This is a genomic window from Pseudomonas sp. B22129, from assembly GCF_044218875.1.
Lineage (GTDB): Bacteria > Pseudomonadota > Gammaproteobacteria > Pseudomonadales > Pseudomonadaceae > Aquipseudomonas.
On the sequence record NZ_CP162592.1, the window covers coordinates 3,171,754 to 3,192,874 of the forward strand.

Sequence of the window (21,121 nt, forward strand, 5' to 3'; positions counted from 1 at the left end):
AAGGGTAACGCACGCGGGGCAGCTGAGGCCAGCGTGTACAAAAAACCGGCAGCGGTATAAAGCTTTGTGTATCGATGCCGATACACAGGTGAATCCCTATGGGCTGGAGCTCAGGTCATGTCGGTAACACCCTTGAATAACCCTGTCATTACTACCAAGACCCCGAAGGTTTTGACGGCCGCTGATGCGCTTGCGGGCAAAAAGGTCGACGACAAGCCTGCACCTCCACCGACGCCTGGCGAAGGGGTGGTGGTGACCATCTCTGGCGCGGGGATGAAAGCCTCCCAGGCCGGTAGCAACCCGAACAAGGACATCGACGACAGCGGCCTGAAAGACAACATCAAGCAACTGTTGAAGATGATCCGCGAACTGCGTAAACAGCTCGCCGAGAAGATGGCTCAGCTCTCGGCGGCCATGAACGACACCACCCTTTCCCCGGAAGCGCGCCAGGCCAAGGTCTCCAGCCTGCAGGGCGATATCGCGACGATCCAGTCAGGTTTGATGACCGCTCAATCTCAACTAGCCAAGTCGCTGAAAAATGAATCGCCTGAGGCTCAATTGAAAGCCATGAGCCTGTTGGCGAAGTAATCCTGGCCTAAATCACCCGCGAGAATCGTTGCCGGTTCTGGTGCTCCAGGTACGCATCGAACACCATGCACACCGAGCGCACCAGCAGGCGCCCGGCCGGCAATACCTGAATTCCCCGAGCATCCAGTTCGATCAGGCCGTCCGTGGCCATTGTCTCCAGCTGTGGCCAAACGTCGGTGAAATAGCTGCGAAAGTCGACGTTGAAGGCCTTTTCTATTTCGTCAAATGTCAGGCTGAAGTTGCAGATCAACTGTTGAATCACTTCTCGTCGCAACCGATCATCGGTGGTGCACACCAGGCCCCGGCTGGTCGCGAGTTGCGCTCCGGCCAAGGCATTTTGGTAGTGACTGAGATCACTGCTGTTCTGGCAGTACAGGTCGCCGATCTGGCTGATCGCCGAGACGCCCAACCCGATCAAATCGCAATGCCCGTGGGTGGTGTAGCCCTGAAAATTGCGCTGCAGTGTGCCTTCTTCCTGGGCCACGGCCAATTCGTCGTCCGGCAGGGCGAAGTGGTCCATGCCGATGTAGCGATAGCCTGCCTGGGTCAGCTGTTCAATGGTGGTTTGCAGCATCAGCAGCTTGGCTGCCGGGGAGGGCAGGTCGTCGCTGTTGATGCGCCGCTGGGGCATGAAACGCTCGGGCAGGTGCGCGTAGTTGAAAACCGACAGGCGATCCGGCTGCAGCCTGATCACTTCTTCCACTGTGCGCGCAAAGTTCAGCGGCGACTGTTTGGGCAAACCGTAGATCAGGTCGATATTGATCGAGCGAAATTGCAGGGTGCGCGCCGCGTCGATCACCGCGCGGGTTTCTTCCAGGCTTTGCAGGCGGTTCACCGCGCGTTGCACCTCGGGGTCGAGGTCTTGCAAGCCGATGCTGACACGGTTGAAGCCCAGTTCGCGCAGCAGGCCCATGGTCGCCCAGTCGGCTTCGCGCGGGTCGATCTCGATGCCGTAGTCGCCGGAGTCGTCGTCCAGCAGGTTGAAATGCTGGCGCAGGCGCGTCATGACCTGGCGCAATTCGTCATGGCTGAGAAAAGTCGGCGTGCCGCCGCCGAAGTGCAATTGTTGCACCGGCTGTTTGGGGTCGAGGTGGCAGGCCACCAGCTGGATTTCCTGTTCCAGGCGCTGCAGGTAGGCCTGGGCACGGCCACGGTCCTTGGTGATGACCTTGTTGCAGGCGCAGTAGTAGCAAATGTTGGCGCAGAACGGCACGTGCACATACAGCGACAACGGCCGCGCGGCCTTGCGGCTGTCGCGCAGGGCGTGAAGCAGGTCGAAGGTGCCGACCTGGCTGTCGAATTGTACGGCGGTGGGGTAGGACGTGTAGCGCGGCCCCGCGAGGTCGTAGCGGTGAATCAGATCAGTGTCCCAACGAATGGCGTCGAGCATGCGGGCGTTCCCCCGGATTGGCTAGTGGACCGAGTCTAGGGGCGCGTCACAGGTGGCATCTTGATTTGCATCAACGGGGAGCGGCGCTATGCCACAGGGCGATTCAATGGCCCATCAGCCAGTGCTGATGGGGGCCGGGCAACGTCCACACACCAAACACAATCACGAGCAACCCACCGGCCACGCGAACGCTGCGTTTGCGCAGCACAGCGGTAACCCGCTCGGCGGCCAGCCCGGTAGCCAGCAGCACCGGCCAGGTGCCCAAGCCAAACGCCAGCATCAGCACGGCACTGTCCAGCGCATTGCCCTGGCTCGCCGCCCACAAAAGGGTGCTGTAGACCAACCCGCACGGCAACCAGCCCCACAGCGCACCCAGCAGCAAGGCGCGCGGCAGGCTCGACACCGGCAGCAAGCGGTTGGCGACGGGCTGGATAAAGCGCCACAGGCCGCGCCCGAGGCTTTCGATACGGGTCAGGCCGCTCCACCAGCCCGCCAGGTACAGGCCCATGCTGATCAGCAGCAACCCGGCGAGCACACGCAGGAACATCGCCGCCGGGCTGTTGGCCACTGCCCAGCCCGCCAGGCCGATCAGTAACCCGGCAGTGGCATAGCTGAGGATGCGCCCCAGGTTGTACGCCAGCAGCAGGCGAAAACGCCGGCTGCGTTGTTCCTTGGGAATCGCCAGGGTCAGCGCGCCCATCAGCCCGCCGCACATGCCCAGGCAATGCCCGCCGCCGAGCAGGCCGAGGATCAGCGCGGAGACCAGCAGCGGCGCCAGTTCAAGCATGGGGCGGCTCTTTGGGCGGTTGTTCGGCCAGCGGTTCGGGACGGTTGGCTTCGTCGACGGCGGCCAGGTGGTTGGGGTCCTGGTCATCGAACAGCACGCTGTGGGCCGGGCCGTCGAGGTCGTCGTACTGGCCGCTGTCCACCGCCCAGAAGAAGATGTAGATGGCCACGCCCACCAACAACAGCGCCGCGGGAATCATCACGTAGAGAGCTGGCATCTGTACTCCATGCCTGCGCGGCTCAAGCCGGCAGCGGGCGGGTTAACGAGGGGGCGCTGGCGGCTTGCGCGCTCGGCAAGCGAGTCAGGCGCAGGGCGTTGAGCACCACGGTCAACGAACTGAGGGACATGCCAATCGCCGCCCAGATCGGCGTGACCCAGCCGAGGGCGGCAAACGGCAGCATAAGCCCATTGTACAGCCCGGCCCACAGCAGGTTTTCGATGATCACCCGCCGCGTGCGCCGCGCCAGGGTAAAGGCTTGCACCAACGCGTCGAGACGGTTGGACAGCAGCACGGCATCGGCGCTGGTTTTCGCCAGGTCCGTGGCCGAGCCCATGGCCACGCTGATATCCGCGGCGGCGAGTACCGGCACATCGTTGACGCCATCGCCGAGCATCAGCACCGTGCGGCCTTCCTTGTGCAGCTGTTGCAGCACCTGCAACTTGTCGTCGGGGCGCAGGCCGCCACGGGCTTCGTCGATGCCCAGCTCGGCGGCCACGCTGGCGACCATCGGCGAACTGTCACCCGACAGCAGCAACGTACGCCAGCCGCGCGCCTTGCACGCGGCCAACAGGGCGGGGGCGTCACTGCGCAGGCGGTCGTCGAGTACGAACCAGGCGAGGGCACCGTTGCGGTCGCCGAGCAGCAGCCATTGCCCGGCTTCATTGGGTGACGCGGGGATCGGGCAGCCATTCAACTCGCAGACATAGCCCGGCTGGCCGATGCGCAACAGGCGTTCGCCCACCCGGCCTTCGAGCCCCAGGCCGGGAGAACTGTGCACTTCATCCGCGGCCATCGGCGCGCGACCGAACGCCCGAGCGATCGGGTGTTCGGAGCGGTTTTCCAGCGCGGCAGCGAGGCTCAGGCATTCATCGCTATTCAGCGTGCCCAAAGGGCGGATCGCGCGCAGGGCGAGCCGGCCTTCGGTCAAGGTGCCGGTCTTGTCGAAAATCACTGTGTCGATCTGGTTCAGGCCCTCCAGCACGTGGCCGCGCGTCAGCAACAGTCCAAGTTTGTGCAGGGAGCCGGTGGCGGCGGTGAGCGCAGTGGGTGTGGCGAGGGACAGCGCGCACGGGCAGGTTGCCACCAGCATGGCCAGGACGACCCAGAACGCCCGCGATGAGTCCAGCTCCCACCACACCAGGCCAATCACCGCCGCTGCGAGTAGTGAACACAACAGGAACCCTTGCGCGGCGCGGTCGGCGATTTGCGCCAGGCGCGGTTTCTCGGCCTGGGCGCGTTCCAGCAGGCGCACGATGGCAGACAGACGTGTGTCGTGGCCCAAGGCGCGGACTTCGACGGTGAGTGCGCCTTCGACGTTGAGCGTGCCCGCGGTGACGCTGTCGCCGGCATGCCGAGGCTGCGGCAGGTATTCGCCGGTGAGCAGCGATTCATCAATGCTCGATTGGCCCTCGAGAATCACGCCGTCTGCCGGCAGCACCGCGCCGGGGTGTACCAGCACGCGGTCACCCAGCGCCAGTTCGCTGAGCAGAATGCGTTCGCTTTGCCCGTCGCCCTTGAGGCGCAGGCACGACGCCGGCAGCAGGTTGACCAACTGCGCGGTCGCGGCCGCCGTGCGTTCCCGGGCGCGACGTTCCAGGTAGCGACCGGCCAGCAGGAACAGCGCAAACATGCCCACTGCGTCGAAATACAGCTCGCCGGAGCCGGTGATTGCTGTCCAGATCCCCGCCAGGTACGCGCCACCAATCGCCAGGGACACCGACACATCCATGGTCAGGTGGCGGGTGCGCAGGTCGCGCAGGGCGCCTTTGAAAAACGGAGCGCAGCTGTAGAACACAATGGGGGTTGTCAGAAACATCGCCACCCAGCGCAGGATCACATGCAGTTCCGGGCTCAAGTCGATATTGAATTCGGGCCAGGTGGCCATGGTCGCCATCATCGCCTGGAACCACAGCAAGCCGGCCACGCCCAGTTGGCGCAGGGCCAGGCGGTTTTCACTGGCCAGTCTCTCGGCGGCGCGGTCCGCCTGATAGGGGTGGGCGGCGTAGCCGATATGGCGCAGTTCGCCGAGCAACTGGCTCAGTGGCAGTTGCCCGTCGGCCCATTGCACATGCAAGCGGTGGTTGGACAGGTTCAGCCGCGCCTCAGCCACGGCGGGCAGGGCGCGCAGGTGTTTTTCGATCAGCCAGCCGCAGGCCGCGCAACTGATGCCTTCCATCAGCAGGGTGGTTTCGGCCAGTTCGCCCGTGTGGCGCACGAAGGGTTTTTGCACGTCGGCGCGGTCGTACAGCGCCAGTTCGTCCACCAGCTGCACCGGCAATGCTTCGGGGTTGGTCGAGGCTTCGCTGCGGTGTTGGTAATAGCTTTCCAGGCCACCGGCTACGATGGCTTCGGCCACCGCCTGGCAGCCCGGGCAGCAGAGTTCGCGGCGTTCGCCGAGGATCATGGTGGTGAAGCGGCTGCCTGAGGGGACGGGCAGGGCGCAGTGGTAGCAGGGGGTGGTCATGGGTTGGAATCTATGGTGGCTGGGAGGGCCTCATCGCGGGCAAGTCGAACCGTCGCACCGCCGCTCCCACAGGGGACCGCGATCCAAATGTGGGAGCCGGGCTTGCCCGCGATGCGCGGAGCGCAGGCTGTTAACGCTTCAGGTCTTCAGCCCCCTGCAACGGCTCATCGCCCAGCAGCAAATCCTTGTCGTGGCTGACCTGTTCTTCTTCGAACATCCGCCAAGTGCGGTCGCCTTCCACGCCGAGCAGTTCCACGAAGCGCCGGCCTTCGACCTTGTCGGTGACCTGGCCGATATAGCGGCCAGGCTCGCTGTCGCTGCGGGCCAAGTTGATCTTGCGATCCTTGCCCGGCTGGGTCGGGGAAATCAGGTTAAGTTCCAGGGTTTTCGGATTGCTGTAGCCGGTGAGGTTCACCTCGACCTCACCGGTCAGTTCGTCCAGGTGCACCTTGGCGCGCAGTTGCAGGGTCTGGGCCAGCCGTTCGCGATCCAGCGAGCGGTTGATGCCCTTGCCGGCCTCGTAGTAGTTGTCGTTGACCAGGTTGTCCGGGTTGTTCACCGCGATGGTCACCATGGACAGGGTCAAGGTCACCGAACAGGCGAGTATCCCGATGATGATCCAGGGCCAGAGGTGCCTGTACCAGGGGCTTGCGGCAGTGGCTGCGGGCATTGTTTTGCTCTCTATAGTCAACGAACTTGGGGGCCGATGAATCGGCTCTTGGCTTCAATGTGGACGCTGGGGTCATCGGCATCGGTGAGGATGAACTTGACCTCGTTGGTGCTCGACGGCATTTGCTCCGGCGCGCTGGATAACTCGACCGGCATGCTGATGATATCGCCGGCCGCCACCTTGATCTCGCGGCGGCCTTGCAGTTTGAGATCCGGCAGGCCGGCGGCGTCGAGGACGTAAGTGTGGTCGCGCTGGTCCTTGTTCATGATTTTCAGGCTGTAGACGTTTTCGATGCGGCCTTCAGCGTTTTCGCGGTACAGCACGCGGTCCTTGCTCACGTCGAAACCTACCAGCGGGCGCATGAAGAATGCGGTGACCAACAGGCTGATCATCGCCAGCAGCACCAAGGCGTAACCGATCAGGCGCGGGCGCAGCTTATGGGTTTTTTGCCCTGAGAGGTTGTGCTCGGTGGTGTAGCTGATCAGGCCGCGCGGGTATTCCATCTTGTCCATGATGTTGTCGCAGGCGTCGATGCACGCGGCGCAACCGATGCACTCGATTTGCAGGCCGTCGCGGATGTCGATGCCGGTGGGGCAGACCTGCACGCACATCGTGCAATCGATGCAGTCGCCCAGGCCCTGGGCCTTGTAGTCGATACCCTTTTTACGCGGGCCGCGCAGCTCGCCACGACGGGGGTCGTAGGAGACGATCAGGGTGTCTTTGTCGAACATCACGCTCTGGAAACGCGCGTACGGGCACATGTAAATGCACACTTGTTCGCGCAACCAGCCGGCGTTGCCGTAGGTGGCGAGGGTGAAGAAACCGACCCAGAAATACGACCAGCCATCGGCCTGGCCGGTGAAGAAGGCGAACACCAGTTCGCGGATCGGCGAGAAGTAGCCGACGAAGGTCATGCCGGTCACAAAACCAATCAACAGCCACAGGGTGTGCTTGCTGAGTTTGCGCAGGAATTTGTTGGCGCCCATGGGGGCCTTGTCGAGCTTGATGCGCTGGTTGCGGTCGCCTTCGGTGACCTTTTCGCACCACATGAAAATCCACGTCCACACGCTTTGCGGGCAGGTGTAGCCGCACCACACGCGGCCGGCGTACACGGTGATGAAGAACAGGCCAAAGGCCGCAACAATGAGAATGCCCGAGAGCAGGATGAAATCCTGGGGCCAGAAGGTCGCGCCAAAAATGAAGAATTTACGTTCCGGCAGGTTCCACCACACGGCCTGGTGGCCACCCCAGTTCAGCCACACGGTGCCGAAGTAGAGCAGGAACAAACCGGCGCCACCGAGCATGCGCAAATTGCGGAACAGGCCGGTGAAGGCACGGGTGTAGATCTTCTCGCGCGAGGCGTAGAGGTCGACGGTTTTGGCAGGCGGGGTAACGTCATGTACCGGTATCTGGTCGCTCATCATTGCATCCCACGGCGGTGGAGATTTGCCTCGGCCAGTACGTGCCAACCGGGGTCAAAACAGGCTGTTGCAGTGGCGTTATGATACGCCTGCGTTGCTGCTGATCGGGGGCGACCTGCATGATCTGGATCAATTGATCTGGCAGTTTGACTAACCCGATCGTGTAAGCGAAGGAGATCCAATGTGGGAGCGGGCTTGCTCGCGAATGCTGAGTGTCAGTCAATACATCTGTTGGCTGATCCACCGTATTCGCGAGCAAGCCCGCTCCCACACGGGGTCTTCAGTGTTCTCAAAGTCTGTGAACGGTCTTACTGCTCCTCAGCTTTTTTGTCCCCATGAGACAAGCTGTACACATACGCCGCCAGCAAGTGCACCTTGTCGTTGCCCTGCAGTTGTTCCTGCGCAGGCATCTGGCCCTGGCGGCCGTAACGGATGGTCTGCTGCAATTGCGCGAAGCTCGAACCGTAGATGAACGCGCCCGGGTGGGTCAGGTCAGGCGCGCCCATGGCCGGGGTGCCTTTACCGGCCGGGCCGTGGCAGGCCACGCAGTTGGCGGCGAAGAGTTTCGCGCCGTTGGCCACATCGGCCTTGGCGCCTTCCGGCAGCTTGCGGCCATCGAGGTTGGTCACCACAAACCCGGCCACGTCGGCCACGCCTTGCTCGCCGATCACCTCGGCCCAGGCCGGCATCACCGCGTGGCGGCCTTTCATGATGGTTTCCTTGATGGTCGCGGGCTCACCGCCCCAGCGCCAGTCGGCGTCGGTCAGGTTGGGAAAGCCATAGGCGCCCTTGGCGTCGGAGCCGTGGCACACCGAGCAGTTGGAGGCGAACAGGCGGCCACCCATCTTCAGGGCTTGCGGGTCCTTGGCCACTTCTTCGATGGGCATCGAAGCAAACTTGGCGAAGATCGGGCCGAACTTGGCGTCCGAACGGGCCATTTCCTTTTCCCATTCGTGCACGCCGGTCCAGCCGGTCTGGCCGTTCGCAAACGGGGTTTGCTTGTCGTTGTCGAGGTAGTTATAGCCCGGCAACAAGCCTTTCCAGTTGCCCAGGCCGGGGTACAGCGCCAGGTAACCGAGGGCGAAAATGATGGTGCCGACGAACAGCATGAACCACCACTTGGGCAGCGGGTTGTCGTATTCCTCGATGCCGTCGAACGAGTGGCCGACGGTCTCGTCCGTCTGCTCGCTGCGCTGGCCCCGACGGGTCGACAGCAGCAGCCAGGTCAGGGCGAAAATGGTACCCAGACTGAGGACTGTGACGTACAGACTCCAGAACGTAGTCATTCTTTGTTACTCCTAGAAGCTTGCTCGACGTGCTTGATGGCTTCGGGATCATCCGCAAAGGGCAGCATGGTTGCGTCGTCAAACTCCGACTTGCGCTTGGGGCTGAACACCCACAACGCCAGGCCGACAAAGGCCACCATCACTACAACGGTGCCCAGGCCTCGAATCATCCCGATATCCATGAAGATCACCGTTTGCTTTTGATGAGGGTGCCCAAGCCTTGCAGGTAGGCCACCAATGCGTCCATTTCGGTCTTGCCCTTCACGGCCGCGGCCGCACCGGCGATGTCTTCATCGGTGTAGGGCACGCCCAGGGTGCGCAAGACTTCGAGTTTCTTCGCGGTGTCCTTGCCGTCGAGCTTGTTTTCCACGAGGAATGGGTACGCCGGCATTTTCGATTCAGGCACCACGTTGCGCGGGTTGTACAAGTGCGCGCGCTGCCAGTCATCGGAGTAACGCCCGCCCACACGGGCCAGGTCCGGGCCGGTGCGTTTGGAGCCCCACAGGAACGGGTGGTCCCACACGCTTTCACCGGCGACCGAGTAGTGGCCGTAGCGTTCGGTTTCGGCGCGGAACGGACGGATCATCTGCGAGTGGCAACCCACGCAGCCGTTGGCGATGTAAACGTCACGGCCTTCAACTTCAAGGGCCGTGCGCGGCTTCATGCCTTCGACCGGCTTGTTGGTCACGTCCTGGAAAAACAGCGGGACGATCTGGGTCAGGCCGCCGATGCTCACGGCGATGACCATGAAGAAGGCCAGCAGGCCGATATTCTTCTCGACTACTTCGTGCTTCATCAGTGAGCTCCCACAACGGCGATCTTGGCGGCGGCTTCGGCTTCTTCCGGGTCGGCGGCACGCACGGTGCGCCACACGTTGTAGGCCATCAGGAACATGCCGGAGGCAAAGAACGCACCGCCCAGGGCGCGGACGATGTAGCCCGGGTGGCTGGCTTGCAGCGCTTCGACGAAGGAGTACGTCAGCGTGCCGTCATCGTTGATCGCACGCCACATCAGGCCCTGGGTGATGCCGTTGACCCACATCGAGGCGATGTAGAGCACGGTACCGATGGTGGCCAGCCAGAAGTGCGCGTTGATCAGCCCGACGCTGTGCATCTGCACGCGGCCGTAGAGCTTGGGAATCATGTGGTACAGCGCGCCGATGGAAATCATCGCGACCCAGCCGAGCGCCCCGGCGTGCACGTGGCCGATGGTCCAGTCGGTGTAGTGGGACAGTGAGTTGACCGTCTTGATGGCCATCATCGGCCCTTCGAAGGTCGACATGCCGTAGAACGCCAGCGACACCACGAGGAAGCGCAGGATCGGGTCGGTGCGCAATTTATGCCAGGCGCCCGACAGGGTCATCATGCCGTTGATCATGCCGCCCCAACTCGGGGCCAGCAGAATGATCGACATCGCCATGCCCAGCGACTGCGCCCAGTCCGGCAGCGCGGTGTAGTGCAGGTGGTGCGGGCCCGCCCAGATGTACAGGGTGATCAGCGCCCAGAAATGCACGATGGAAAGGCGATAGGAGTAGATCGGGCGTTCGGCCTGTTTCGGCACGAAGTAATACATCATCCCCAGGAAACCGGTGGTGAGGAAGAAACCCACGGCGTTGTGGCCGTACCACCACTGGATCATCGCGTCCGTCGCCCCGGCATAGGCCGAGTAGGACTTGAACCAGCTCACCGGCAGCGAGGCGTGGTTGACGATGTGGAGCATCGCCGTCACCAGGATGAAGGCACCGTAGAACCAGTTGCCCACATAAATGTGCTTGGTCTTGCGCTTGACGATGGTGCCGAAAAACACCACGGCGTAGGTCACCCACACAATGGCCAGCAAAATGGCGATCGGCCATTCCAGCTCGGCGTATTCCTTGGTGGTGGTGTAACCCAGCGGCAGGGTGATGATGGCGCCGAGGATCACGGCTTGCCAGCCCCAGAAGGTGAAGGCGGCGAGGCCGTCGGAGATCAGTCGCGTCTGGCAGGTTCGCTGCACGACATAGTAGGAGGTGGCAAACAATGCACATCCACCGAAGGCGAAAATCACCAGGTTGGTGTGCAGCGGGCGCAGGCGACCGAAGGTCGTCCATGGCAAACCGAAATTCAATTCCGGCCAAACCAGTTGCGAGGCGATGAACACCCCGAGCCCCATGCCAAGGATCCCCCAGACCACCGTCATGATGGCGAACTGGCGGACGACCTTATAGTTATAAGCAGTCGGACTGATTGCTGTGCTCATTCTAAGGTTCCACGGTTTAGGTTTTTTTATAGGTAAAATCGGCCGCAAGTATGTAGAAACCGAGGGGCCATTGCAACGCAATGACTGACCTGTATCAATGCGTTCCACGCCAGATTCTGCGCCCTTTCCATGTTTTACGTGGGGACAAAATCCAAAATGGAAAGCTGATCAAGTAGACAGGAATTTTCGGGGTTCGGGAAGACTTGTAACTAGGTGTGTGTAAACACGCTGTGTGAATGACAAGGGGTCAGTGGCACGACAGCCGGTCACTGCCAGCCTTTGCGCCTGTCATCGAGCAGAAATGTTCAACCCATCGAGTGCAAATCGGCCGTCGACCGGTCAATACCGATCCACTGTGGGAACAAGCGTAGACCCGAATGGCAGGAGGGGAAAGTTGAGGGCGGGAAGGGTGTGACAACAGGTCGCGTGGTGACCGCTTCAAGCGCCCGGATCAGTTGAGGTGTGAAGCCGGGAGGGTTTTCACAGGCGAGCCGGTTATTCCTCCCATGGATTGATTACGTTGACGCCGCTGGATTTGAAATCGCTGATGTTGCGCGTGACAACGGTGAGCCCGTGCACCAATGCCGTCGCGGCGATCAAGGCGTCACTTTCGTTGGCCTTGTCCGGAACATGCAGGTGGGCACAGCGCAGTGCGACGGCGGCATCGACCGGCAAAATCCTGGCATCGAATGCCGGCATCACATGACGCTTGAGCCAGGTGCGCAATATTTTCCCCTGCGCCGGATCGCGGCGTTCTATGCGTAACACTCCGGTCTCCAACTCTTTGAGCGTGATTGCCGAAATGAACAGGCGTGGAGCGATGACGCTTTTGGCCCAGGCGACTACGTTTGCGTCTGCCTGGGGTTTACGCAGTTCCGAAATAACGTTGGTGTCGAGTAGATACATCAAGAGAGGTCCACAGGGCGATGAGTGATCACGGCGCGTTCGGTTTCGAAGTCGATATCGGCGGCTTCCGGCATGACCAGCAAGTCGACAATGTCGGCGTTAAGGCCGGTCAATTTCTGGTAGTCCTCAATACTTAGCAGTACATGGGCGGGTTTGCCGCGATCGGTGATGATAACGGGCCCTTGGCGGGTGGCTTTTTTGGCACCACTTGTGTCTTGGTTGAATTCGCGGCTGGAAATGGTGGTGATGGTCATGGGCGCAATCCCCCAGTCAAACTGAATATAGTTACGTTACTACTTCGGCGACGCGGGGGGCGAGGGAAGAGGGACGAGCGGTCATCGCTCACAAAAAAAAGCCCCGCCAGTTTTTACTGTGCGGGGCTTGATGGTTGGCGGCGGTTTACTGTTCGTCGGTCTTTATGTCCCCATGCGACAGGCTGTAAACGTAAGCGGCCAGCAGGTGCACCTTGTCGTTACCTTGAAGCACATCTTGAGCCGGCATCTGGCCCTGGCGGCCGTGGCGGATAGTCTGCTGCAACTGCGCCAGGCTGGTGCCGTAGATGAAACCGGCGGGTTTGGTCAGGTCTGGCGCGCCCATGGCTTCCATGCCGTGGCCTTGCGGGCCGTGGCAGGCGACGCAGGTGGTGGTGAACGCAGCCTGGCCGGCAGCAAGATTCGCCGTGCTGCCCTCCGGCAATGGCAATTTGGCCAAATCATGACGCACATAAGCGGCGACGTTTTTTACCCCGTCTTCGCCCAGCACTTCACCCCAGGCCGGCATCGCCGCGTGGCGGCCGTTCATGATCGTGGCCTTGATCGCTTCGGCCGAGCCGCCCCAGCGCCAGAGGTTGTCCGCCAGATTGGGGAAGCCATACGCGCCCTTGGCATCCGAGCCGTGGCACACCGCGCAGTTGGAGGCGAACAGGCGACCGCCCATCTTCAGCGCTTGCGGGTCCTTGGCGACTTCTTCTACGGGCATGGCCGAGAATTTGGCGAAGATCGGCCCGAATTTGGTGTCGGCCTTGGCTATTTCCTTGTCCCATTCCTTGGCGGACGTCCAGCCGTCTTCATAGCCCGGCAGTATGCCTTTCCAGTTGCCCAGGCCCGGGTAGAGGATCAGGTAGCCGACCGCAAACACCAGGGTGCCGGCGAACAGCATGAACCACCACTGCGGCAGCGGGTTGTCGTATTCCTCGATACCGTCGAAGGCGTGGCCCATGGTCTGGTCCACGCTGCCCTTGGTCTCGCCCTTGCGGGTGCCGATCAATAGCCAGGTCAGGCCGATCAGGCTGCCCAGGGTCAATACGCAGATCCATGTACTCCAGAACAGGGTCATGGCTGTGTGCTCCTTGTTGCTGGCTCTTCTTGAGCGTCGGTTGGGGAAGGTTCGTCGGCGAACGGCAGCAGGCGCGCCTGCTCGAATTCCGCGTTGCGCCGGTTGTTGAACACCCACAGCGACAGGCCGATAAAGGCGATGGCGACGACCAGCGTGCCAAGGCCGCGGACAGTGCCCGCATCGAATTCAAATCCCATGGCTCACCTCTTGCTCTTGATGGCAGTGCCGAGCACTTGCAGGTACGCGACCAGCGCGTCCATCTCGGTCTTGCCCTTGAGGCTGGCGACGGCGCCACTGATGTCGTCGTCGGTGTAGGGCACGCCAAGGGTGCGCAGCACGTGCAGCTTTTTCTCGGTGTGGCTGCTGTCGACCTGAGCCGTGACCAGCCACGGGTAGGCCGGCATTTTCGACTCCGGCACCACGTTGCGCGGGTTGTACAAGTGCGCGCGGTGCCAGTCGTCCGAGTAGCGTGCGCCGACGCGGGCCAGGTCCGGGCCGGTGCGTTTGGAGCCCCACAGGAACGGGTGGTCCCACACGCTTTCGCCGGCCACCGAGTAATGGCCGTAGCGTTCGGTCTCGGCGCGGAACGGGCGGATCATCTGCGAGTGACACTGCACGCAGCCTTCGCGGATGTAGATGTCACGGCCTTCCAGTTGCAGCGCGGTGTAGGGCTTCATGCCTTCGACCGGCTTGTTGGTCACGTCCTGGAAGAACAGCGGGACGATCTGGGTCAGGCCGCCGATGCTCACGGCGAGCACCATCAACAGCATCAACAGGCCGACGTTCTTTTCAATGGTTTCGTGTTTCATCACAGACTCCTCAGGCCATCTGCGCCGCAGCGGTGACTTCGGCAGGCTGCGCCGAACGCACGGTGCGCCAAGTGTTGTAAGCCATCAGCAACATGCCGCTGAGGAACACCGCACCGCCCACCAACCGCACGATGAAGCCAGGGTGGCTGGCCACCAGGGTTTCGACGAAGGAGTAGGTCAAGGTGCCGTCTTCGTTGACCGCACGCCACATCAGGCCCTGGGCGATGCCGTTGACCCACATCGAGGCGATGTAGAGCACGGTGCCAATGGTGGCCAGCCAGAAGTGCGCGTTGATCAGGCCAAGGCTGTACATCTGCTCGCGGCCGAAGACTTTGGGGATCATGTGGTACAGCGCGCCGATGGAGATCATCGCCACCCAACCCAGTGCCCCGGCGTGTACGTGGCCGATGGTCCAGTCGGTGTAGTGGGAAAGGGCGTTGACGGTCTTGATCGCCATCATCGGGCCTTCGAAGGTCGACATGCCGTAGAAGGCCAGCGACACCACCAGAAAGCGCAGGATCGGGTCGCTGCGCAACTTATGCCAGGCGCCCGACAGCGTCATCATGCCGTTGATCATGCCGCCCCAGCTCGGTGCCAACAGCACCAACGACATCACCATGCCCAGCGACTGTGCCCAGTCCGGCAGTGCGGTGTAGTGCAAGTGGTGGGGACCTGCCCAGATGTACAGGGTGATCAGTGCCCAGAAGTGCACAATGGACAGGCGATACGAATACACCGGGCGTTCGGCCTGCTTGGGCACGAAGTAATACATCATGCCGAGGAAGCCGGCGGTGAGGAAAAAGCCTACCGCGTTATGCCCATACCACCACTGCACCATCGCATCCGTCGCGCCGCCGTAAGCCGAGTAGGACTTGGTCCAGCTCACCGGCAGGGACGCGTGGTTGACGATATGCAGGATGGCCACGGTGATGATGAAAGCGCCGAAGAACCAGTTACCGACGTAGATGTGTTTGGTCTTGCGCTTCATCACCGTGCCGAAAAACACGACACCGTAGGCGACCCAGACGACGGCGATCAAAATGGCGATCGGCCATTCCAGCTCGGCGTATTCCTTGGACGTGGTGTAGCCCAGCGGCAAGCTGATGGCGGCGAGCACAATCACCAGCTGCCAGCCCCAAAAGCAGAACGCGGCGATTTTCGGTGCGAACAGCTGGGTTTGGCAGGTGCGCTGCACCGAGTAAAAAGAGCTGGCGAACAGCGCGCAGCCACCAAAGGCGAAGATCACCGCGTTGGTGTGCAGTGGGCGCAGGCGGCCGAAGCTGGTCCAGGGCAAATCGAAGTTGAGCGCAGGCCAAACCAATTGGGCGGCGAGAAAAACCCCGAGCCCCATGCCGACGATGCCCCACACCACCGTCATAATGGCGAATTGGCGGACCACCTTGTAGTTATAGGCGGTACTTAAAGTAGTGTTCATGGTTCCCCATCCACGGTTCAACCCAAGCCAGTGCGGCACTTGGGCTGGAGTTATAGGCAGACTAAAAAGCGAGGCAAGCATGGGAGAAGAGCACAAGGCCAGTATTGACGGGGATCAATGGGCGCAGTGTGTGCGGGAACGCGGCTGGTTGTGGGATGCCGCGACAGGCGAGGCGCAGGGCACCTTGATTCTGGCCCACGGCGCGGGTGCACCGATGGACTCAGGCTTCATGACCGACATGGCTGCACGCCTTGCCGCACAGGGCGTGAACGTGTTGCGCTTCGAGTTTCCCTACATGGCCCAGCGCCGCGTGGACGGCGGCAAACGCCCCCCGAACCCGGCGCCGAAACTGCTGGAGGCGTGGCGTGAAGTGCATGCCGAGGTGCGACGTCATGTCGCTGGGAAACTGGCGATTGGTGGCAAGTCCATGGGCGGGCGCATGGCCAGTGTGTTGGCCGATGAGTTGGGCGCTGACGGGCTGGTGTGCCTGGGTTATCCGTTTTATGCGGTGGGCAAGCCGGAAAAGCCGCGGGTCGAGCATCTGGCGGGGTTGAAGACGCGGGCGCTGATTGTGCAGGGCGAACGAGATGCGCTGGGCAATCGCGCGGCAGTGGAAGGCTATGAGTTATCGCCGAGCATCGACGTGATGTGGCTGGTGGCGGGGGATCATGACTTGAAGCCGTTGAAGGCGTCTGGGTTCAGTCATGAGCAGCATTTGGAGGCTGCGGCGGGGCGGGTTTTTAGTTTCCTCAGTGGGCTTGAGTGAAACCTGTGGCGAGGGAGCTTGCTCCCGCTGGAGTGCGAAGCGCTCCCAAAATTTTGGGGCCGCTGCGCAGCCCAGCGGGAGCAAGCTCCCTCGCCACAGTGGTCTATCGGTTGAAGCGCTCTACCAGCGAGTACTGGGTATTGGCGGTATGGGTCAGCTCTTCACTCAACTGCGCCGAATTCAGCGCCTGCTCCGAGGTCTGGTCCGCCAGCAGCGCAATGGTGCTGATATTGCGGCTGATCTCTTCAGCCACCGCGCTTTGCTCTTCGGTCGCAGCGGCAATCTGGGTGGTCATGTCGGTGATGTTGGCCACTGCTTCGCTGATGCCCACCAAGGCTTGATCCGCTTCCATCACCCGCGCCACGCCTTCTTCGGCCTGGCGATGCCCGGCGTCCATGGTTTGCACGGCGGCGCTGGCCGTCTGCTGCAGCTTGGCGATCAGGGCATGGATCTGCCCGGTGGATTCGGCGGTGCGCTGCGCCAGTTGGCGCACTTCGTCCGCTACCACCGCAAAGCCTCGGCCCATCTCACCGGCGCGCGCGGCTTCGATGGCGGCGTTCAGTGCCAGCAGGTTGGTCTGGTCGGCAATACCTTTGATCACGTCGACCACGCCGCCGATTTCATCGCTGTCCTTGGCGAGCTGGGTGACGGTCACACCGGTTTCGCCCACCGCGACGGAAAGACGCTGGATCGCGTCGCGGGTTTCCCCGGCGATATCGCGGCCGCGCCCGGTCAGGCGGTTGGCTTCCTGGGTGGCGTCGGCGGTGCGCTGCACATGGCTGGCGACTTCCTGGGTAGTCGCCGCCATCTGGTTGACGGCGGTGGCGACCTGCTCGGTTTCCACGCGCTGACGTTCCAGGCCGCTGGAGCTGTTGTGCGCCAGGGTGTTGGACTGCGCCGCCTGGCTGTTCAGGTGCTCGGCGGTGTCTTGCAAGCGTGTGAGGCAAGTCTTCAGGCGTGCTTCCTGGCTGAGGATCGACATCTCCAGCCGCGCTTGGGCGCCACGGCTGTCGGTGTACATCTGGGCAATCAACGGGTCGGAAGTGGTTTGCTCGGCCAGGCGCAGCAAACGCTTGAGGCCACGCTGTTGCCAGCTCAAGCCCAACAGGCCCAGCGGCACCGACAGCGCCGCCGCCAGGGCAAAGCCCCAGTGAGAGTTGAGCGAGGCGCCGATCATGAAGCTCAACTGGCTGACCAGAATGAAGGGCAGCCAGTCCTGCAGCACCGGCAGCCATTTGTCGCGCTGGGGAACCGCCGACTTGCCCTTGTTGAGGCGTTGGTAGAGCGCTTCGGCCCGGCGGATCTGCTCGGCGGTGGGCTTGATGCGCACCGATTCGTAGCCGATCACCTGGTTGCCGTCGAAGACCGGCGTCACATAGGCGTTGACCCAATAGTGATCGCCGCTCTTGCAGCGGTTCTTGACGATGCCCATCCATGGCAAGCCTTGTTTGAGCGTGGACCACATGTGCGCGAACACGGCCGACGGTACGTCCGGGTGGCGCACCAGGTTGTGCGGCGCACGAATCAGCTCGTCACGGGTGAACCCACTGATTTCGACGAAGGCGTCGTTGCAGTAGGTGATGACCCCTTTGGCATCTGTGGTGGAGATCAACCGTTGCTGAGCGGGGAAGGTACGTTCGCGCTGGGTAACGGGCTGGTTATTACGCATGGTTGTTCAATCCGCAAGGCTTTCAGGGGGTATCGGCCGTTGCGGGCGTTTATTTAACTTATTTTTGCAACAATCAGCCGGCCAGCATCGGGTAGGTAAACAGCCCGAAGTGAAGCAGATTCAGGCCAAAGTGCGTAACGATGGCCGCGCCGAGGCCGCCAAAGCGATAGGCCAGGCCGTAACCGACGCCGGCGATGCTTGCCAGCAGCACCCAATGCCAGCCTGCGCCCACGTGAACCAGGCCAAACAGCAGGGAGGCCAGCAGCAGCGCAAGGTTCTCGCCGTAGGGCAGGTGCTTGAAGCGCTGGCTCAGGCCGCCCTGGACGTAGCCACGGAACAGCGCTTCTTCCACCAGGGTGACCAGCAACAGGTTGTTCAGCACCCACAACCAGGCCTGCTCCGGCCATTTGGGGGCCCAATTGATGATGCCCAACAACGCCGCACCTCCCAGGGCTGCAACGGCCGTCAGGGCCAGGGCCAGGGCGCTGACGCAGAGCGTCAGGCGCAGCGGGCGGCGCGCCACAATCCACGGGCAGGCCAGCAGCAGCCAGAAGCCAATCAGCGGTTTGTCCTGGTTCAGGTACAACGAAAACGGCACCGAGTCGGGCGTCAAACGCTGGGGCGCGATGCCGCGGCCATTGTAGAAACCCGGCAGCCAGTGCATCGCCAGACCCAGGGCCAGCACGATGAACAATCCATGGCCGAGGTAGCGCGCCCAAGGGGTGCGCTGCTGGCGCACGGCGTAACCGGCGATCAGCAAGAGTACGACCGAAACCACCGCCAGCACGCCTAATTGCCCGTAGGTCAGGGCCAGCACATAGCCAATGGAAAGAAGCACCAGGTACAGCCAGGGCAGGGCGATCATGTGAAATCCTTGGAAAAATCTGGGCGGCATTATAACGACCGTCGGTGCGCGCGGGCATGAAAACTCCTCCACGCAAAAGGCTAGGATGAAGTGATTGCAAAGTGTGTTTGTGGCTGGTTATAGTCCCCGGGTCTTTCTCCCTTCACACAAGATCAGCCCATGCCAGCTTCCCCTCGCATAGCGGTAGTCGATTCAGCGCTCAGCGCTGTGGTCGTGCCGTGTGGGAACAAGCAGCCTGCGCAGATCAGTCACTACCCCCCACCTGTCAGTAGCACGCCGGTGTACGCAGCCGTATCACCGCCGGGTGTTGGCATTTCGGGCTGATCAGCGAACCGCTGTCCCCCTCTGCCTGCCTGAAAAAAACTACTGAGTTTCAGCTCACGCTGAATTGGCTTTTTGCCTGATTACAGGTGGTATTCATGTCTGTTCTTTCGAAACAATCCGTGGCCGCGGCGGCCTCGACGAGCCTGTTTGTATTGCTGTGGAGCAGCGGCGCGATTTTCTCCAAGCTGGGCCTGGCCCACGCGTCGCCCTTTGCCTTTCTGTTGGTCCGTTTTGCCATCGCCCTGGTGGGGTTGGTGATTCTGGTGCCGATCCTCAAGCTGAAACTGCCAAGCCCCGGCAAGCCTCTGTGGTATGCGGCGGCGACCGGGTTGGTGTTGTTGGGGGCCTATCAGATTTTCTATCTGCTGGCCCTGGACCTCAAAGTCACCCCGGGCGTGATGGCCACCCTCATGGGCGTGCAGCCAATCCTGACCGTGGTGCTGGTGGAGCGTCGGCGTTCGTGGAGCCGCCTGTTTGGCCTGGCGCTGGGGTTGGCGGGCTTGATCATGGTGGTCTACCAGGGCATCGGCCTGTCGGGGATGTCCCTGGCGGGGATGCTGTTCGGTTTGCTGGCGCTGGCAAGCATGACCTTCGGCTCGATCATGCAAAAGCGCATCACCGACAATCCCTTGGGCACACTGCCGGTGCAATACCTGGCGGGTTTGCTGTTGTGTTCGGTGTTTGTGCCGTTCCAGCCGTTCCATGTTGAACACAGCGCAGGCTTTTACGTGCCGGTGCTGTGGATGGGGTTGGTGGTGTCATTGCTGGCGACGCTGTTGCTGTACCGCCTGATCGCACGGGGCAATCTGGTGAATGTCACCAGCTTGTTCTACCTGGTGCCGGCGGTGACGGCGGTGATGGACTACCTGATCTTCGGTAACCGACTGGCTTTGCTGAGCCTTCTGGGGATGGGGTTGATCATTGTCGGCCTGGTCTTTGTATTCCGTAAGAACTGACGGTTGAACACGCTGTAGGGGCGCAAGGCCCCTACAGCGCCTTGGCCAATTTCCCCGGCCGCAACACCAGCCACAATGCCCCCGCAATCAGAATCCCGCCATACAGGTGTGCCATCGACAGCGGCTCATCGAGCAGCAATGCCCCCCACAACACCCCAAACGGCGGAATCATGAAGGTCACGGTCATCGATTTGACCGGCCCGATGGATGACAGCAGGCGGAAGTAAAGAATGTAGGCAAATGCCGTGCACAGCAGCCCCAACCCGAGCAACGACGACCATACCTGCCAGCCGCCCCAACTGGCCGGCGGATGGCTGATGGCGTTGTAAGCGAAGAGGGGGAGCAAAAACAGTGTGGCACCGAGCATGCTGCCCAGGGCGGCGAGGCGGCTGTCCAGCCCGCCACGCTGATCCAGCCAGCGCCGTGCCAGGAAACCGGCAAAGCCATAACAAGTGGTTGCCAGCAGGCAGGCCAGCGCACCCATCAGCAAGTCCAGGTCAAACGCCACCGGCCCGGCACGGGTCAACACGCCCACGCCAAACAGGCCCAGGCACACCCCGGCGATTTTCGACGGCGTGAGACGCTCGCTGAAAAACAGCCCGCCAATCAACACACCCATCAGTGGCGTCGTAGCGTTGAAGATGGCCGAGTAGCCGGCAGGCAGCACCTGGGCGGCCACCGAGTACATCGTTGCGGGAACCCCCGAGTTGATCACGCCCAGCAGCAGGACGGTCTTGAACTTGCCCTGAAAGTCCCAGTTCACGCGCATCACTGTGAGGATCACCAGCAAGCCGGCGGCGGCAATCGACACGCGAAAGAACGCGGTGGGCACCGTACCGATTTCCGGCGCGATGATGCGCATGAACAGGAAGCTCGCGCCCCAAATGGCAGCGAGCCCCAGCAGGTACAAGGTGTCGACAGGTCTCACGGCACGTGCCTCTATTGATAAGGCGGCGATTCTTGCCCAGTGGCCTGCCCGGCACAATGACTAA

Annotated in this window: 22 protein-coding genes; 3 read left to right on the forward strand and 19 right to left on the reverse strand. The window is 62.0% G+C overall.

Going from position 1 to position 21,121, the window contains the following annotated elements:
* Nucleotides 1-117: 117 nt before the first annotated feature.
* On the forward strand, nt 118-588 hold the full coding sequence (locus AB4P94_RS14580) for a hypothetical protein (protein ID WP_395611106.1): 471 nt from the start codon (nt 118-120) through the stop codon (nt 586-588).
* 7 nt (nt 589-595) lie between these two features.
* Here AB4P94_RS14580 and hemN read toward each other — a convergent pair whose 3' ends face one another.
* From hemN to ccoN (AB4P94_RS14660), 16 genes are all read right to left on the reverse strand, one after another.
* Nucleotides 596-1,978, reverse strand: a complete 1,383-nt coding sequence (gene hemN / locus AB4P94_RS14585) for an oxygen-independent coproporphyrinogen III oxidase (RefSeq protein WP_395611107.1) — start codon at nt 1,976-1,978, stop codon at nt 596-598.
* Between the two features lie 103 nt (nt 1,979-2,081).
* Nucleotides 2,082-2,765: a sulfite exporter TauE/SafE family protein gene (locus AB4P94_RS14590; RefSeq protein ID WP_395611108.1), complete on the reverse strand. Its 684-nt coding sequence runs from the start codon at nt 2,763-2,765 to the stop codon at nt 2,082-2,084.
* Entirely contained in the window at nt 2,758-2,982 is a 225-nt protein-coding gene (ccoS, locus tag AB4P94_RS14595; RefSeq protein ID WP_395611109.1) for a cbb3-type cytochrome oxidase assembly protein CcoS, read from the reverse strand. Before ccoS ends, AB4P94_RS14590 begins: the two co-directional genes overlap by 8 nt.
* A gap of 22 nt (nt 2,983-3,004) precedes the next feature.
* Nucleotides 3,005-5,449, reverse strand: a complete 2,445-nt coding sequence (locus tag AB4P94_RS14600) for a heavy metal translocating P-type ATPase (protein WP_395611110.1) — start codon at nt 5,447-5,449, stop codon at nt 3,005-3,007.
* A 130-nt stretch (nt 5,450-5,579) separates the two neighbouring features.
* Complete coding sequence (locus tag AB4P94_RS14605) at nt 5,580-6,119, reverse strand: FixH family protein (protein WP_395611111.1); 540 nt, start codon at nt 6,117-6,119, stop codon at nt 5,580-5,582.
* A 17-nt stretch (nt 6,120-6,136) separates the two neighbouring features.
* On the reverse strand, nt 6,137-7,540 hold the full coding sequence (gene ccoG / locus AB4P94_RS14610) for a cytochrome c oxidase accessory protein CcoG (protein WP_395611112.1): 1,404 nt from the start codon (nt 7,538-7,540) through the stop codon (nt 6,137-6,139).
* Between the two features lie 308 nt (nt 7,541-7,848).
* Nucleotides 7,849-8,826, reverse strand: a complete 978-nt coding sequence (ccoP, locus tag AB4P94_RS14615; RefSeq protein ID WP_016973293.1) for a cytochrome-c oxidase, cbb3-type subunit III — start codon at nt 8,824-8,826, stop codon at nt 7,849-7,851.
* Complete coding sequence (locus tag AB4P94_RS14620) at nt 8,823-9,008, reverse strand: CcoQ/FixQ family Cbb3-type cytochrome c oxidase assembly chaperone (RefSeq protein ID WP_020372609.1); 186 nt, start codon at nt 9,006-9,008, stop codon at nt 8,823-8,825. The genes ccoP (AB4P94_RS14615) and AB4P94_RS14620 overlap by 4 nt, the downstream gene beginning before the upstream one ends.
* A 5-nt stretch (nt 9,009-9,013) precedes the next feature.
* Nucleotides 9,014-9,622: a cytochrome-c oxidase, cbb3-type subunit II gene (ccoO, locus tag AB4P94_RS14625; protein WP_122543859.1), complete on the reverse strand. Its 609-nt coding sequence runs from the start codon at nt 9,620-9,622 to the stop codon at nt 9,014-9,016.
* Nucleotides 9,622-11,064: a cytochrome-c oxidase, cbb3-type subunit I gene (ccoN, locus tag AB4P94_RS14630; RefSeq protein WP_395611113.1), complete on the reverse strand. Its 1,443-nt coding sequence runs from the start codon at nt 11,062-11,064 to the stop codon at nt 9,622-9,624. The genes ccoO (AB4P94_RS14625) and ccoN (AB4P94_RS14630) overlap by 1 nt, the downstream gene beginning before the upstream one ends.
* Before the next feature lie 495 nt (nt 11,065-11,559).
* Complete coding sequence (locus AB4P94_RS14635; protein WP_395611114.1) at nt 11,560-11,970, reverse strand: type II toxin-antitoxin system VapC family toxin; 411 nt, start codon at nt 11,968-11,970, stop codon at nt 11,560-11,562.
* Nucleotides 11,970-12,224 (reverse strand): type II toxin-antitoxin system Phd/YefM family antitoxin, encoded by a 255-nt coding sequence (locus AB4P94_RS14640; protein WP_395611115.1) that lies wholly within the window; start codon nt 12,222-12,224, stop codon nt 11,970-11,972. The genes AB4P94_RS14635 and AB4P94_RS14640 overlap by 1 nt, the downstream gene beginning before the upstream one ends.
* Nucleotides 12,225-12,369: 145 nt before the next feature.
* Nucleotides 12,370-13,305, reverse strand: a complete 936-nt coding sequence (gene ccoP / locus AB4P94_RS14645; RefSeq protein ID WP_395611116.1) for a cytochrome-c oxidase, cbb3-type subunit III — start codon at nt 13,303-13,305, stop codon at nt 12,370-12,372.
* Nucleotides 13,302-13,502: a cbb3-type cytochrome oxidase subunit 3 gene (locus AB4P94_RS14650; protein WP_395611117.1), complete on the reverse strand. Its 201-nt coding sequence runs from the start codon at nt 13,500-13,502 to the stop codon at nt 13,302-13,304. The genes ccoP (AB4P94_RS14645) and AB4P94_RS14650 overlap by 4 nt, the downstream gene beginning before the upstream one ends.
* 3 nt (nt 13,503-13,505) lie before the next feature.
* Nucleotides 13,506-14,114, reverse strand: a complete 609-nt coding sequence (ccoO, locus tag AB4P94_RS14655) for a cytochrome-c oxidase, cbb3-type subunit II (RefSeq protein ID WP_395611118.1) — start codon at nt 14,112-14,114, stop codon at nt 13,506-13,508.
* Nucleotides 14,115-14,124: 10 nt separating this feature from the next.
* On the reverse strand, nt 14,125-15,549 hold the full coding sequence (ccoN, locus tag AB4P94_RS14660) for a cytochrome-c oxidase, cbb3-type subunit I (protein ID WP_395611119.1): 1,425 nt from the start codon (nt 15,547-15,549) through the stop codon (nt 14,125-14,127).
* 79 nt (nt 15,550-15,628) lie between these two features.
* Here ccoN (AB4P94_RS14660) and AB4P94_RS14665 point away from each other — a divergent pair, with 79 nt between their 5' ends.
* Complete coding sequence (locus AB4P94_RS14665; protein WP_395611120.1) at nt 15,629-16,315, forward strand: alpha/beta family hydrolase; 687 nt, start codon at nt 15,629-15,631, stop codon at nt 16,313-16,315.
* Between the two features lie 103 nt (nt 16,316-16,418).
* Here AB4P94_RS14665 and AB4P94_RS14670 read toward each other — a convergent pair whose 3' ends face one another.
* The gene (locus AB4P94_RS14670) at nt 16,419-17,984 is read right to left on the reverse strand and encodes a methyl-accepting chemotaxis protein (RefSeq protein WP_395611121.1); all 1,566 of its coding nucleotides are present in this window, start codon (nt 17,982-17,984) and stop codon (nt 16,419-16,421) included.
* Nucleotides 17,985-18,057: 73 nt separating this feature from the next.
* Nucleotides 18,058-18,849 carry a lysostaphin resistance A-like protein gene (locus tag AB4P94_RS14675; RefSeq protein WP_395611122.1) on the reverse strand — a complete coding sequence of 264 codons (792 nt, stop codon included), beginning with the start codon at nt 18,847-18,849 and terminating at the stop codon, nt 18,058-18,060.
* A 419-nt stretch (nt 18,850-19,268) separates the two neighbouring features.
* Here AB4P94_RS14675 and AB4P94_RS14680 point away from each other — a divergent pair, with 419 nt between their 5' ends.
* Nucleotides 19,269-20,129 (forward strand): DMT family transporter, encoded by an 861-nt coding sequence (locus AB4P94_RS14680; protein WP_395611123.1) that lies wholly within the window; start codon nt 19,269-19,271, stop codon nt 20,127-20,129.
* A 31-nt stretch (nt 20,130-20,160) separates the two neighbouring features.
* Here AB4P94_RS14680 and AB4P94_RS14685 read toward each other — a convergent pair whose 3' ends face one another.
* Nucleotides 20,161-21,057 carry a DMT family transporter gene (locus AB4P94_RS14685; RefSeq protein ID WP_395611124.1) on the reverse strand — a complete coding sequence of 299 codons (897 nt, stop codon included), beginning with the start codon at nt 21,055-21,057 and terminating at the stop codon, nt 20,161-20,163.
* Between the last annotated feature and the right edge of the window lie 64 nt (nt 21,058-21,121).

What these genes read in the sequence shown, in the direction of transcription:
- AB4P94_RS14580 (WP_395611106.1), top strand. Translation starts at nt 118, where the DNA reads ATGTCGGTAACACCCTTGAATAACCCTGTCATTACTACCAAGACCCCG.
- hemN (WP_395611107.1), bottom strand. Translation starts at nt 1,978, where the DNA reads ATGCTCGACGCCATTCGTTGGGACACTGATCTGATTCACCGCTACGAC.
- AB4P94_RS14590 (WP_395611108.1), bottom strand. Translation starts at nt 2,765, where the DNA reads ATGCTTGAACTGGCGCCGCTGCTGGTCTCCGCGCTGATCCTCGGCCTG.
- ccoS (WP_395611109.1), bottom strand. Translation starts at nt 2,982, where the DNA reads ATGCCAGCTCTCTACGTGATGATTCCCGCGGCGCTGTTGTTGGTGGGC.
- AB4P94_RS14600 (WP_395611110.1), bottom strand. Translation starts at nt 5,449, where the DNA reads ATGACCACCCCCTGCTACCACTGCGCCCTGCCCGTCCCCTCAGGCAGC.
- AB4P94_RS14605 (WP_395611111.1), bottom strand. Translation starts at nt 6,119, where the DNA reads ATGCCCGCAGCCACTGCCGCAAGCCCCTGGTACAGGCACCTCTGGCCC.
- ccoG (WP_395611112.1), bottom strand. Translation starts at nt 7,540, where the DNA reads ATGAGCGACCAGATACCGGTACATGACGTTACCCCGCCTGCCAAAACC.
- ccoP (WP_016973293.1), bottom strand. Translation starts at nt 8,826, where the DNA reads ATGACTACGTTCTGGAGTCTGTACGTCACAGTCCTCAGTCTGGGTACC.
- AB4P94_RS14620 (WP_020372609.1), bottom strand. Translation starts at nt 9,008, where the DNA reads ATGGATATCGGGATGATTCGAGGCCTGGGCACCGTTGTAGTGATGGTG.
- ccoO (WP_122543859.1), bottom strand. Translation starts at nt 9,622, where the DNA reads ATGAAGCACGAAGTAGTCGAGAAGAATATCGGCCTGCTGGCCTTCTTC.
- ccoN (WP_395611113.1), bottom strand. Translation starts at nt 11,064, where the DNA reads ATGAGCACAGCAATCAGTCCGACTGCTTATAACTATAAGGTCGTCCGC.
- AB4P94_RS14635 (WP_395611114.1), bottom strand. Translation starts at nt 11,970, where the DNA reads ATGTATCTACTCGACACCAACGTTATTTCGGAACTGCGTAAACCCCAG.
- AB4P94_RS14640 (WP_395611115.1), bottom strand. Translation starts at nt 12,224, where the DNA reads ATGACCATCACCACCATTTCCAGCCGCGAATTCAACCAAGACACAAGT.
- ccoP (WP_395611116.1), bottom strand. Translation starts at nt 13,305, where the DNA reads ATGACCCTGTTCTGGAGTACATGGATCTGCGTATTGACCCTGGGCAGC.
- AB4P94_RS14650 (WP_395611117.1), bottom strand. Translation starts at nt 13,502, where the DNA reads ATGGGATTTGAATTCGATGCGGGCACTGTCCGCGGCCTTGGCACGCTG.
- ccoO (WP_395611118.1), bottom strand. Translation starts at nt 14,114, where the DNA reads ATGAAACACGAAACCATTGAAAAGAACGTCGGCCTGTTGATGCTGTTG.
- ccoN (WP_395611119.1), bottom strand. Translation starts at nt 15,549, where the DNA reads ATGAACACTACTTTAAGTACCGCCTATAACTACAAGGTGGTCCGCCAA.
- AB4P94_RS14665 (WP_395611120.1), top strand. Translation starts at nt 15,629, where the DNA reads ATGGGAGAAGAGCACAAGGCCAGTATTGACGGGGATCAATGGGCGCAG.
- AB4P94_RS14670 (WP_395611121.1), bottom strand. Translation starts at nt 17,984, where the DNA reads ATGCGTAATAACCAGCCCGTTACCCAGCGCGAACGTACCTTCCCCGCT.
- AB4P94_RS14675 (WP_395611122.1), bottom strand. Translation starts at nt 18,849, where the DNA reads ATGATCGCCCTGCCCTGGCTGTACCTGGTGCTTCTTTCCATTGGCTAT.
- AB4P94_RS14680 (WP_395611123.1), top strand. Translation starts at nt 19,269, where the DNA reads ATGTCTGTTCTTTCGAAACAATCCGTGGCCGCGGCGGCCTCGACGAGC.